This window comes from Streptomyces sp. NPDC056347 (genome assembly GCF_042262625.1).
Classification (GTDB): Bacteria; Actinomycetota; Actinomycetes; order Streptomycetales; family Streptomycetaceae; genus Streptomyces.
Genome location: NZ_JBHJQP010000087.1, coordinates 19,404 through 32,303, shown reverse-complemented (window position 1 = coordinate 32,303; position 12,900 = coordinate 19,404). Strand labels below are relative to the sequence as shown.

Genomic DNA, 12,900 nt, shown 5'->3' with positions numbered 1-12,900 from the left:
CCAGAGGAGGCGCGGGCCGTCGTCACGGAACTACGGGACGTCACTTGTCGGCGTCGTCCTTCTTCTCGTCGTCCTCGCCCTCGATGACCGGGACGAGGGAGAGCTTGCCGCGGGAGTCGATCTCGGCGATCTCGACCTGGACCTTGGTCCCGACACCGAGCACGTCCTCGACGTTCTCCACGCGCTTGCCACCGGCGAGCTTGCGGATCTGCGAGATGTGCAGCAGGCCGTCCTTGCCCGGCATGAGGGAGACGAAGGCGCCGAAGGTGGTGGTCTTGACGACCGTACCCAGGTAGCGCTCGCCGACCTCCGGCATGGTCGGGTTGGCGATCGAGTTGATCGTGGCGCGGGCGGCCTCGGCGGCCGGGCCGTCGGCGGCACCGATGTAGATGGTGCCGTCGTCCTCGATCGTGATGTCGGCGCCGGTGTCCTCCTGGATCTGGTTGATCATCTTGCCCTTGGGGCCGATGACCTCACCGATCTTGTCCACCGGGATCTTGACGGTGATGATCCGCGGGGCGTTCGGGGACATCTCGTCCGGAACGTCGATGGCCTCGTTCATCACGTCGAGGATGTGCAGACGCGCGTCGCGGGCCTGCTTCAGCGCGGCGGCCAGGACCGAGGCGGGGATGCCGTCGAGCTTGGTGTCGAGCTGGAGCGCGGTCACGAACTGCTTGGTGCCGGCGACCTTGAAGTCCATGTCGCCGAAGGCGTCCTCCGCACCGAGAATGTCGGTGAGGGCGACGTAGTGGGTCTTGCCGTCGATCTCCTGGGAGATCAGGCCCATGGCGATACCGGCGACGGCGGCCTTGAGCGGCACACCGGCGTTCAGCAGCGACATGGTGGAGGCGCAGACCGAGCCCATGGACGTCGAGCCGTTGGAGCCCAGCGCCTCGGAGACCTGGCGGATCGCGTAGGGGAACTCCTCGCGCGACGGCAGCACCGGCACGATGGCGCGCTCGGCGAGCGCGCCGTGGCCGATCTCGCGGCGCTTGGGCGAGCCCACGCGGCCGGTCTCACCGACGGAGTACGGCGGGAAGTTGTAGTTGTGCATGTAGCGCTTGCGGGTCACCGGGGAGAGGGTGTCCAGCTGCTGCTCCATGCGGAGCATGTTGAGGGTGGTGACGCCCAGAATCTGGGTCTCGCCACGCTCGAACAGCGCGGAGCCGTGCACCCGCGGGATGGCCTCGACCTCGGCGGCGAGCGTACGGATGTCCGTGACGCCGCGGCCGTCGATGCGGACCTTGTCCTTGATGACGCGCTCGCGGACCAGCTTCTTGGTCAGCGCGCGGTACGCGGCGGAGATCTCCTTCTCGCGGCCCTCGAAGGCCGGGAGGAGCTTCTCGGCGGCGATCTCCTTGACGCGGTCCAGCTCGGCCTCGCGGTCCTGCTTGCCGGCGATGGTGAGCGCCTGGGCCAGCTCGGACGTCACGGCGGCGGCGAGCGCCTCGAAGACGTCGTCCTGGTAGTCCAGGAAGACCGGGAACTCGCCGGTGGGCTTGGCGGCCTTGGCGGCGAGGTCCGACTGGGCCTTGCAGAGGACCTTGATGAAGGGCTTCGCGGCCTCGAGACCGGCGGCGACGACCTCCTCGGTGGGGGCCTCGGCGCCGTCCTTGACGAGCTGGATGGTCTTCTCGGTGGCCTCGGCCTCGACCATCATGATCGCGACGTCGCCGTCCTCCAGGACGCGACCGGCGACGACCATGTCGAAGACGGCGTCCTCGAGCTCGGTGTGCGTCGGGAAGGCGACCCACTGGCCCTTGATCAGGGCGACACGGGTGCCGCCGACCGGGCCGGAGAAGGGCAGGCCGGCCAGCTGCGTGGAGCAGGAGGCGGCGTTGATCGCGACCACGTCGTACAGGTGGTCGGGGTTGAGCGCCATGATCGTCTCGACGATCTGGATCTCGTTGCGCAGGCCCTTCTTGAAGGACGGGCGCAGCGGGCGGTCGATCAGGCGGCAGGTGAGGATCGCGTCCTCGGAGGGGCGGCCCTCGCGGCGGAAGAAGGAGCCGGGGATCTTGCCGGCGGCGTACTGCCGCTCCTCGACGTCCACCGTGAGGGGGAAGAAGTCGAGCTGGTCCTTGGGCCGCTTGGAGGCGGTGGTGGCCGACAGCACCATGGTGTCGTCGTCCAGGTACGCGACGGCGGAGCCGGCGGCCTGCTTGGCCAGGCGGCCCGTCTCGAAGCGGATGGTGCGGGTGCCGAAGGTGCCGTTGTCAATGACGGCCTCGGCGTAGTGGGTCTCGTTCTCCACTAGCGTTTTCTCCGTTACGTATCGTCTTCGCGTCCCCGCGCCCGTGTGGCGGGGGGACGGTTGCGGAGAAGCCCTCCATCGGCGGGCCGGTCTTCGATCGAAGCACCCGGGTCGATGGGTCCGGGGGCCACTACCGAGGACCGGCGGCGGGGAGGTCTGCTTCTCGCTCGTCTGTCGGTCGTTCTGCGACCAGGTTACTGAGATTCGGTTCTGCTTGGCATCACGGCCGTGCGGGCGGGCCCGTCACGTGCCGTGTCCGTTCGCCGTACGGACAATCGTACGTACAGCAAAGGGAGCGGCCCCCTCAGTGGTGGGAACCGCTCCCTTCACGGCGACTTACTTGGCGCCGGCCGCACCGCGGCGGATGCCGAGGCGCTCGACCAGGGCGCGGAAGCGCTGGATGTCCTTCTTGGCCAGGTACTGCAGGAGGCGACGGCGCTGGCCGACCAGGATCAGCAGACCACGGCGGGAGTGGTGGTCGTGCTTGTGGACCTTCAGGTGCTCCGTCAGGTCCGAGATGCGACGGGAGAGCATCGCGACCTGGACCTCGGGGGAACCGGTGTCACCCTCCTTGGTGGCGAACTCGGCCATGATCTGCTTCTTCGTAGCGGCGTCGAGCGACACGCGGTACTCCTCTTGGTGTTCGATGCGCCCGCGAGTGCCCCTGGTCCGTTCTCAGGGGGGCTTCCATGACTCGGGAGCGAGGGTCCGATGAGCGCAGCTCCCAGGATGATCCGGGAGGGCGTACACAAACGGCCGTCACACAGCGTACCAGTCCCCCGGAGCCGGTACGGCCGCGGGCGGGGGCTCCGGTCAGCCGGTGAGCGCGCGGAACGCGTGGTAGAGGTCGAAGACGGCGAGGCAGAGCGGGATCAGGGTCAGGAGCACTCCGGCCTCCGCGACCTCCAGGAAGCGCCCCCAGAACGGGGTGACCCCCTTGCGCGGCACGATCAGCCCGATGGCGGTGATCAGCGCGGCGGCCCCCGCGACGGCGGCGGCGAGCCGGATCGTACGGAGGTCGAGCCCGGAGCCGTTCCCGGCGGCCGCCTCGCGCAGCAGGCCGGGCGGCGGGTTCAAGGACAGGCCGAGGGCCAGGAGGACGAGTGCGCCGAAGCCCGCCGCCAGGACGCAGCCGACCTGGGCCGTGTAGCGGAACAGGTGGGAGCGCATCAGCATGGCGATCCCGGTGGCGAGGGCGAGCAGCCGTCCCCAGAGGCCGTCGGAGAAACCCAGTACGGCCGCGGCGCCCACGGCCACCAGCGCGCAGCCGCCGACCAGGCCGAGAAGCAGCTCGTGGCCGCGCCGCGCCTGGGCGGCGATGCGATCGGCGTCGACGGGGCCCTGCGGGGCCGGTTCAAACGTGCCGTAGTCACCCGCGGTGGTGCGGGGCGGCTCGAAGCCGATGGGAAGGCGGGCGAAGCGGGTGGAGAGGGCGGGCAGGAAGGCGAGGACACCCACGGAGAGCGGGGCGCACACCGCCGCGGTCTCGGCGGGCTCCAGACCTGCGGTGATCGCGACGAAGGTCACCACTACGCCGACCAGGGCCGCGAACACGAACGCGACGAAGGGACCGTCCCCGCCGGGGGTGGCGATCATGAGGATCACCGCGGCCACCAGCACGGCGGCGCAGGCGAGCAGGAACTGGAGCCTGCCGATGCCCTGCCCCTCGCCGAGCGGCACGAGCCCGGCGCCGAGGACGGCGGCGTTGGCGAGCGCGCCGATCCCCAGCGCCGTGGACGATCCCCGGTCGTCGTACACCCGGGCGCGTACGCAGGCGAGGGCGAGGGTCAGCAGGGCGACGATCGCCGCGAGGGCGCCCGGCAGCCCGTGCATGTCGTGCCGGGGGCCGGAGTTCCACAGCACGAAGCCGAGAAGGACCAGCAGGGACGAGCCCGCGAGAAGCCCGGCCGTACGGGTGAGTTCCTCGTTCCAGAGGGTGCGGTCGCGGGTGACGGCGGCGGCGACCGCTTCGGAGACGTCGTCGAAGACCGCGGGGGGCAGCGATTCGGCGAAGGGGCGCAGGGACAGCAGTTCGCCGTCGAGGATCCGCTGGCCGGCCAGGGTGCGCCCGCTGTCGAGGACGGTGCCGTCGCGGCGTACCAGGTGATAGCCGACCGGTGCACCCGGGGCGGGGCTCTGTCCCGACAGCCGGAGGATCTCCGGGTACAGGTCGGCCACGTGGATGTCCTCGGGCAGCGCCACGTCGACACGGCTGTCGGGCGCGACGACCGTGACCCGGCAGAAGCCGGTTCCGTCGCCGGGCGGGGCTCCCGGACCGGGCCGCCCTTGTCCGGTGGCCGCCGTGCGGTCCGTCATCGTCACCTGGTGCTCCCCTGGTCGTTGTTTCCTGAGCGCGCTCGCACGTGTCGGGCGTGTCTGCGCAACGAGTCCCGGGAGCACGGGTCACGCCCAGGGCCGGGGCACCGCCGTGAACAGCTCCTTTTCGGCGGGAGGCCCCGCGAGGCGGTGCGGGACGGGGACTCGGCGGGGAAGGCGCGCGGGAACGCGCGCGGGATTTCGACGAGGGGACGGGTGGGCCGTGGGCCAGATCGTCGTCAAGCGTCCGCCACGGGTGCCGGTCCGCGGGGTGCCGGACGAACCGGTGGAGCTGCGCCCACCGCCCGAACTGCCGCGCGGTCGGCAGGAGGGGGTGATGATGCAGCTGCTGCCGATGCTCGGCATGGGCGGATCGGTGGTCTTCTTCTTCATGACGCCGAACCCGGTCATGCGGATCATGGGCGTGATCATGGTTGCCTCGACCGTCGCGATGGCCGTCGCCATGATGGTCCGCTTCCGGCGGGGAACCCGGGGGCAGCTCGCCGACCTGCGGCGTGACTATCTGAAGTATCTGGCGCAGACCAGGCGCACCGTACTGCGGACGGCCAGGGCGCAGCGCGATGCGCAGTGCTGTCTCCATCCGGCCCCGGACCAGCTGTGGGCGCTCGTCGCCGAGGGCAGCCGGGTCTGGGAGCGGCGCGTCGGTGACGCCGACTTCGCACAGGTACGGATCGGTCTGGGGCGTCAGGAACTCGCCACGCCGCTCGTCGTACCCGACACCGCGCCGGTCGACGAGCTGGAGCCGCTCACCGCGGGGGCGATACGGCGGTTCCTGGCGGCCCACAGCACTCTGGACGGTCTGCCGATGGCGGTCTCGCTGCGCGCCTTCCACCACCTGGCGATCAGCGGCGACGCCGAATCCGTCCGCTCCACGGCCCGTGCCATGGTCGGGGCGCTCGCCTCGCTGCACTCGCCCGAGGACCTGGTCGTCGCCGTGGCGGCGGGCCGGGACGCCGCCCCGCACTGGGAATGGGTGAAGTGGCTTCCGCACGCCCAGGCCCCGGGCTTCGTCGATGGTGCCGGTGTCCGGCGTCTGATCACCACCGGCGTCGCGGAGCTGGAGGACATGCTCGCTCCCTGGCTCGACGGACGGCCGCGCTTCCGGCCCGACGGCCCTCCGGTCGTGGACCGGCCGCATGTCGTCGTCGTGCTGGACGGCCGGTCCGTGTTGCCGGGGTCCGTGCTGGCCGCGGCCGAGGGCCTGCAGGGCGTGACGGTCATCGAGGTCGTGCCGGGTGGGTCCGGCGGGGCGCTCGGTGGTCTGTCGGTCGTGGCGCACCCCCGTCTGCTCCGGCTGGAGTCCGGGCAGGGGCTGGTCTACGAGGGCGTTCCCGACCGGCTCGGCATCGAGGCCGCCGAGGCGCTGGCCCGGCAGCTGGCACCGCTCCGCATGGCCTCCGGCGGGAAGGACGACGAGCCGCTGCTCGCCAATCTCGAGTTCACCGATCTGCTGAATCTCGGTGACGCCGCCTCGATCGACGTGAGCAGTGCCTGGCGGGCCCGCTCCCGGACGGAGCGGCTGCGCGTTCCGATCGGGGTCGGCGAGGACGGCGGACCGGTGGTGCTGGACCTCAAGGAAGCGGCTCGGGAGGGCATGGGGCCGCACGGCCTGTGCGTCGGCGCCACCGGGTCCGGGAAGTCCGAGCTGCTGCGCACGCTCGTGCTCGGCCTCGCCGTCACCCACACCCCTCAGACGCTCAACTTCGTCCTGGCGGACTTCAAGGGCGGCGCCACCTTCGCGGGTATGGCGCGGCTGCCCCACGTAGCGGCGGTGATCACCAACCTCGCGGACGATCTGACGCTGGTCGACCGCATGGGCGACTCCATCGGCGGGGAACTCAACCGCCGGCAGGAGATGCTGCGTGACGCGGGCAACCACGCCAACATCCACGACTACGAGAGGGCGCGCGCCGCGGGGGCTCCGCTGCGCCCCATTCCCTCGCTCGTCCTGGTCATCGACGAGTTCAGCGAACTGCTCACCGCCAAGCCCGACTTCATCGAGATGTTCGTGCAGATCGGACGCATCGGCCGTTCGCTGGGCGTGCATCTGCTGCTGGCCTCGCAGCGTCTCGAGGAGGGGCGGCTGCGCGGGCTGGAGACCTATCTTTCGTACCGGATCGGTCTGCGCACGTTCTCGGCGGGCGAGTCACGGGCGGCGCTGGGCGTTCCGGATGCCTACCACCTGCCCAACGTCCCCGGTTCCGGCTACCTGAAGTACGGCACCGACGAGATGGTGCGCTTCAAGGCCGCGTACGTCTCCGGGGTGTACCGCTCGGGCGGCCGTTCCGACGCGCCCTCCGGCCCGCTGCCGGTGGACCGTGGACCGGTGGTGTTCACGGCGGCCGCGGTGCCGGTCCGGTACGTGCCGCCGGACCCGCGGCCGAGTGCTTCGGTGCCCGACGCCCGTATGCCTGAGGACGATGCCCTGGCGGATTCGGTGCTCGATGTGATCGTGCGCGGGCTGGAGGGCCGTGGGGCCGCGGCCCATCAGGTGTGGCTCCCTCCGCTGGACAGTCCGCCGTCGCTGGACGAGCTGCTCCCGGGGCTCTCGCCGGTGGAGGGCCGTGGGCTGACCCGGCCCGGATTCGAGGGTTCGGGGCGCCTCGTCGTGCCGCTCGGTGTGGTCGACAAGCCGTACGAGCAGCGGCGCGACACGCTCTGCCGGGACTTCTCCGGTGCGGCGGGTCACATGCAGATCATCGGTGGTCCGCGGTCCGGGAAGTCCACGCTGCTGCGCACACTCGTCGCGGGCTTCGCGCTCACCCACACACCCCGGGAGGTCCAGTTCTACGGGCTCGACTTCGGTGGCGGCGCCTTGGCCTGCGTCCGTGGCCTGCCGCATGTCGGCGGTGTCGCCTCCCGGCTCGACCCCGAACGGGTGCGGCGCACGGTCTCCGAGGTGTACGGGATCATGACGCGGCGCGAGGAGTACTTCCGCAGCGCCGGCGTCGACTCCATCGCCACCTTCCGCAGGCTGCGGGCGTGCGGCACCATCTCGGCCGCCGACCAGCCGTGGGGCGACGTGTTCCTGGTCATCGACGGCTGGGGCAGCTTCCGTACGGAGTACGAGGGGCTGGAACCTGCGGTGACGGACATCGCGGCGCGCGGCCTCGGGTACGGCATCCATCTGATCGTCACGGCGTCGCGGTCCATGGAGGTCCGGGCCGGTCTCAAGGACCATCTGATGAACCGGCTGGAACTGCGGCTCGGTGACGTCATGGACTCCGAGCTGGACCGCAGAGCCGCGGCCAATGTGCCCGCCGGTCTGCCCGGCCGTGGTCTCACGCCGGAGCGGCTTCACTTCATGGCCGCGGTGCCGCGGATCGACGGCATCCGCTCCGGCAGTGGCCTCTCCGAGGCGACCGCGGTCATGAACCAGGAGGTCGCCCGGCACTGGACCGCGGCGCCCGCCCCGGCGGTGCGGCTGCTGCCCCGTGTGCTCCCGGCGCACGCACTGCCCGCGGGCCACGCGCGTCCCGAGCGGGGCGTCGCGTTCGGGATCGACGAGAACAGCCTGGAGCCGGTCTTCCTCGACCTCGATCGCGACCCGTTCTTCCTGGTGTTCGGCGAGAGCGAGTCCGGAAAGTCCAACCTGCTGCGGCTGCTCATCAAGCAGCTGGCCGAGAGGTACGACGGGAACACCTGCAAGTTCTTCGTCATCGACAACCGCCGAACGCTCCTGGACGTGACCCCCGCGACGCACCTGGCCGAGTACGTGCCCATGTCCGACAACATGGAGCACCATGTGGACGCGCTGTACGACCTGATGAAGCGTCGTACGCCGTCGCCCGACGTCACGGCGCGCGAACTGCGCTCCCGCAGCTGGTGGAGCGGTCCGACGGTGTACGTGGTCGTCGACGACTACGACCTGGTCTCCACATCCGGCGGAAACCCTCTGGGCAAGCTCACGGAGATGCTGCCGTTCTCGCGTGACGTCGGTGTCCGCTTCATCATCGCCCGCAGCACGGCGGGGGCCGGACGGGCCCTGTACGAGTCGTTCATGCAGCGCATCACGGAGCTGGGCGCGCAGGGACTGGTGCTCTCGGGCGACCCCGTCGAGGGAGACGTCCTCGGGAACGTGCGGCCACGGCCGATGCCCCCGGGGCGCGGGGTCTTCGTCACCACCCGGCGGCGCGGGAATCCGCTGGTGCAGTCGGGCCTCGTGGACTGACCGCGGCGGCCGGGGTGGGCACCTCCCGTGCGTGCCCACCCCGGCCCGCGTCCTGCCGGGTGCTACTCGAAGTTGGCCCTCGCCCGCTTGTCGCCCGCGTGGTAGGAGGCACCGGCTTCGTGGATCTTGCGCGAGATCTCGCTCAGGGCGCTCTGAATGGCCGTGGCGTCGTTGTCCCAGCCCTTCTGAGCGACGTCATAGGCACCCTTGGCTTCGCCCGCCCAGAGCTCGGACACATTGACGATCATCCGCTTGATGGACGCGAGGTCCTCCTTGAGCTGCTTGCTCTGCCGGTCAATGGCACCGGCCGCGAGATCCAGGCTCGCGTAGGTGACAACCATCGTGCCGTCGTTGTTCGACATGCGATCCGCCCGTTTCGTCGAGGTTCGGTGTCAGAAGTTGTTGAGGCTCGAGGCCCTGGCCTCCGCGGCCGCGTCACCCGAGTACCCGCCGACGACGTCGATGCCCTGCAGCGCCTGCCGGACCTCGTCCTCGGTGTTGCCCGAAATGACACGTGCCGCCTTGATGGCCTCCTGGAACTTCAGGAGCCGACGAGCAAGGCTGGCCATGTTCCGGTTGATCTCCTCCTGCTTCGTGTTGAAGGCACCGGCACCGATTCCCCTCCAGTGACCTTCGAGACCGTCGATCGTTTCTTGCAGGATCTTCAGCTGACCCTTGACCGAATCGAATCGCTTGGTGAGCTCACCCTCCAGCTTGAGGAGTGCGGCATCTGAGATCTTCTGATCAGCCATGATTTCTGCTTCCTTTCTGATGCTTTTTCCGACCCGACTCCGGTCGCCGGTTGCCGTTTGCCGATGCGTACGGGTGAAGGATATGCAGCCGGTCAGGTGGTGCGGCGGTTACGGACGAAGACGAATGAACCGCCGACGATCACGACGACTGCCGCCGCTCCGCCGACGATCAGGCCGAGCGGGCCGCCGTCACCCTTCTCCCTGCTGGAATCCTCTGCGCCGGCGTCGCCGGAATTGCCTTTCTTCCCGGACCGCGACGCACCTGATACGGAGGCAGCCGGGGAGGCCTCGGGGCCGGATGTTCTTTCCTTGGTGAGGGGGCTGATGTCCGGGGCACCGGGGTTTCCCTCGCCCTTCAGGATGTTGACGGCCGGACGGATGATGCCATGACCCAGATAATTACTGAGAGTGCCCTTCTCCCAGTCGCCTCGTCCAGCCGTGTCGAAGAGAACGTTGAGAACTTGGTTGGCCGTCCATTCGGGGTGGGCTGACCAGATCAGAGCAGCGGCGGCCGACGTGATGGCGGTGGCTTGACTGGTCCCCCCTCCCGAGTCGCAGTAATGCTGAAAATTCGCATCGCACCAGGTGGGAATGTTGTCCCCGGGGGCTGCGATATCCACGCTGCTCCCGTGTTGAGAATATGAGGACACCCTGCCCGCACTGTCAGTTGCGGCGACGCCCACTACTTGCGGATACGAAGCGGGGTACTGCTCCCTGTTCCCTGTTTCTGAATTGTTTCCGACTGCGGCGAAGAAGAGCTTTCCCTTTCTCTCCGCATACTTGACGGCCTCTCTTTCCCCTTGCCCCGGGAAATCGCTCCCCACCGACATGCTGATAATTTTTGCGCCACTGTCCGCCGCGGCCAGGATCGCATCCTCGTTGTCACGGGCATTCACTGAGTGCGTGTTCTGGAATTCGGTATCGGTAACCCGAAAAGGAATGATCTTCGAATCTGGAGCAAGGCCCTGAAGCCCTCCCTCGTTGCCCGATCCGGCAATTAACTCTGCCATGGATGTGCCGTGCCCGTCATAGTCATCGTATTCATCACCATCGGCTCCTGTGGCGTCGAATCCCTTGAGGACCCGCCCCTCCAGGGACGGTGTCGACGGGTTGACTCCGGAGTCGATGACAGCGACCTTGACGCCCTCACCCGTAGCGATCTTCCACATCTCTTCCACGTGCATCGGGCCGAGATACCACTGCTTGGATTGCACATCCTGTGCAATCACACGGGACTCCGCCCCCATACCCTCCACGCTCCAAGCAAAAGTCACTGCCATCGCGCCGAGCAGACACCCGCACCATCCGAAACATGCGCGGAGTTTCCGGGTCTGAATCATTTCTGCTGTCAACCTGACTTCCGGATCTTTCCTGCGCCTACTCGATCACGGGAGGCACCACGCCACGCCGTCCCGCCTCCCACACTTCTCCGTCTTCCACCAGGTAGCCCGGGCGCGATGTCCCGCCGTTGCCGCCCCCGCCGTCGGAGCCTCGTCGCCCTGCACATCCATGTACGAGGCTCGTGCCCCCAGTGCCGAAGCCCCTTGGGCCCAAGCCGGATCCGGCGGCACCACGGGGCAAACCCACGATGCCCTTCGAGTCAGGAGCCCCCCACCCTCCGGGTCGGGTCCCACCGCTCGTTCCGCCAGGCCCGACGGCCGTTTCACGCGGGACGGCACGAGACCCTCCCGCGGCGCCCCCGGCCACGGGAGCCGGACGCCCGACCGGAGCCCCGGCACGCCCGGTCGGCAAAGGCCCGCTGCTCGTGCGGCCGCTCTTTCCGGTCCGGCCCGGTGCTCCGGGCAGCCCGGGTGACGGCGTCGCGCGACGCGAGCCACCGGCCGCAGTGTTCACGAACCCCGTCGCCGTGAGCGGAGTCGAAACCGCGCTCGACCCCGAAGGATCGGCAGTGGCAGGCGACAGCCTCCGGGGCATGTCGGAAGCTGCCAAGGCGGCCTGCGACGAGGCCACACTGTCGATTTCCGTGGCAGGGCTCGCGCCCCGCCCGGGTGCGATTCCGAGCGCCTCGACGTCGGCCCGATTGCCGGCGATGCCCGGTGTGCCGGTATCGACCACGGCAGCACGAGTCGACCGGCCTTGCATCGTGGTGTCACCCGTCGTCCCGGAGCCCGTGGAAGAGACACCGGGTTCCTTGTTCTTCCGGAGCCCCTGTGGCTTCGGCATCGCGATGTCGAGTTCCTTCCCGAATCGCGGCGGGGCCTGTGCCGCCAGGGTCTCCTCCGAGACCGCGTAGTACGACGCCAGCCTGTTCGCCTGGTTGATGGCCTCCTGACGGTGCTTCTCGGTCTCCACCGCCGCCGCGTACTCCGGGTTGCCGTCGATCCGCCTCGGGGCCTCGACCTCCTCCACGGTCTTGGGGACCAGGCGCATGTCGCGTGGTGGCAGGGACTTGCGCACCGAGGCGAGGCCGGCACCCGCGACCGTGATCTGGATTCCCGCGGCCTCCGCGAAATCGCCCAGTTCCAGCGCGTGGGCGACCAGGCTCTTGCCCCAGTCGCGGAAGGCGGTCGCGGAATCGCCCTCCCAGTCCACGGCCCTGATGAAATCGCCCAGCTCGTGCGCGGCCTTGTCGATGGCCCTCCTCGCCGCCAGGAGCGCCTCGCCCGCCTCCTCGAGTCTCTCCGGATCCGAGTGCTCGATCAGGTCGATCAGCGTGTTGAGCCCGTGTCCCTCGAACGAGGTACGCCCCGGGGTGCCCGAGCCTCCGGAGTCGAACGCTTCCCTGACGTCCCGGGTCTGCCGGTCGACGTCGGCGGCGATCAACCGTCCCTGAACACGCTGCTGGTCCCGTGTCCACTGCTCCTGGCGCGACAGCTCCGGCCGCCTGTCGGCGCCGCCCATCAGCTGGCCCCCAAGTCGTCGTAGCGGGAGCCGGACTTGCTGTCGCAACGCGACTGCTCCAGCCTGCCGCCGTCCTCCCCGCGCACCCTCTCCCGCTGCTCGTCCAGGCCGGCCCGGATCTCGTGGAACCGGCGCCGCACCTCGTCGTCCACGTGGTCGAAGCCGACGGCCGCCGCGTGCACGCCCAGGCCCAAGCACTCGATCCGGTCGCCGAGCGACCTGGAGAGCGAGACGAGCTCCTCGTGGACCCGGCTGTACTGGGCGTACAGCCCGTCCGCCTCCGCGAAGCGCACGTTCTGGCCGCTCAGGGCCGTGCGGGGCACCGCGTGCGCCGCGATCCTCGACTCGGCCGCCGCCGAACTCTCCAGCTCGGCCAGCAAGGTGTGGAGGCGTCCCCGGAATCTCTCCAGCGCGCCGAATCCGCGCCGGAGGCCCCCGTCGCCGCCCCCTCCATCGCCCGGACCACTCACGATCCCGCCCCCTCCCGGTACGTGTCCGCTCGAGTCACCACCCACCCGATGATG

At 69.6% G+C, this 12,900-nt stretch carries 9 protein-coding genes; 1 reads left to right on the top strand and 8 read right to left on the bottom strand.

All coding sequences use genetic code 11. From position 1 onward, the window contains the following. Nucleotides 1-40 precede the first annotated feature (40 nt). The 3 genes from ACFCV8_RS20745 to eccD all read right to left on the bottom strand — a co-directional run bounded on the left by ACFCV8_RS20745 (nt 41) and on the right by eccD (nt 4,570). Nucleotides 41-2,254: a polyribonucleotide nucleotidyltransferase gene (locus ACFCV8_RS20745; protein WP_376686854.1), complete on the bottom strand. Its 2,214-nt coding sequence runs from the start codon at nt 2,252-2,254 to the stop codon at nt 41-43. Nucleotides 2,255-2,590: 336 nt separating this feature from the next. Next, a complete protein-coding gene (rpsO, locus tag ACFCV8_RS20740) occupies nt 2,591-2,878 on the bottom strand; it encodes a 30S ribosomal protein S15 (protein ID WP_352276449.1) in 288 nt (95 codons plus the stop codon). Nucleotides 2,879-3,067: 189 nt separating this feature from the next. Further along, complete coding sequence (gene eccD, locus ACFCV8_RS20735) at nt 3,068-4,570, bottom strand: type VII secretion integral membrane protein EccD (protein WP_376686855.1); 1,503 nt, start codon at nt 4,568-4,570, stop codon at nt 3,068-3,070. A gap of 223 nt (nt 4,571-4,793) precedes the next feature. Here eccD and eccCa point away from each other — a divergent pair, with 223 nt between their 5' ends. Continuing rightward, complete coding sequence (gene eccCa, locus ACFCV8_RS20730; protein WP_376686853.1) at nt 4,794-8,762, top strand: type VII secretion protein EccCa; 3,969 nt, start codon at nt 4,794-4,796, stop codon at nt 8,760-8,762. 62 nt (nt 8,763-8,824) lie between these two features. Here eccCa and ACFCV8_RS20725 read toward each other — a convergent pair whose 3' ends face one another. The 5 genes from ACFCV8_RS20725 to ACFCV8_RS20705 all read right to left on the bottom strand — a co-directional run bounded on the left by ACFCV8_RS20725 (nt 8,825) and on the right by ACFCV8_RS20705 (nt 12,846). Then, complete coding sequence (locus ACFCV8_RS20725) at nt 8,825-9,124, bottom strand: WXG100 family type VII secretion target (protein WP_376686852.1); 300 nt, start codon at nt 9,122-9,124, stop codon at nt 8,825-8,827. Nucleotides 9,125-9,154: 30 nt separating this feature from the next. Next, a complete protein-coding gene (locus ACFCV8_RS20720; protein ID WP_376686851.1) occupies nt 9,155-9,514 on the bottom strand; it encodes a WXG100 family type VII secretion target in 360 nt (119 codons plus the stop codon). A 92-nt stretch (nt 9,515-9,606) separates the two neighbouring features. Next, nucleotides 9,607-10,854 (bottom strand): S8 family serine peptidase, encoded by a 1,248-nt coding sequence (locus ACFCV8_RS20715; protein ID WP_376686850.1) that lies wholly within the window; start codon nt 10,852-10,854, stop codon nt 9,607-9,609. Between the two features lie 37 nt (nt 10,855-10,891). Further along, nucleotides 10,892-12,376, bottom strand: coding sequence for a hypothetical protein (locus ACFCV8_RS20710; RefSeq protein ID WP_376686849.1), 1,485 nt, complete (start codon nt 12,374-12,376; stop codon nt 10,892-10,894). Beyond that, a complete protein-coding gene (locus ACFCV8_RS20705) occupies nt 12,376-12,846 on the bottom strand; it encodes a hypothetical protein (protein ID WP_376686848.1) in 471 nt (156 codons plus the stop codon). The genes ACFCV8_RS20710 and ACFCV8_RS20705 overlap by 1 nt, the downstream gene beginning before the upstream one ends. Nucleotides 12,847-12,900 lie beyond the last annotated feature (54 nt).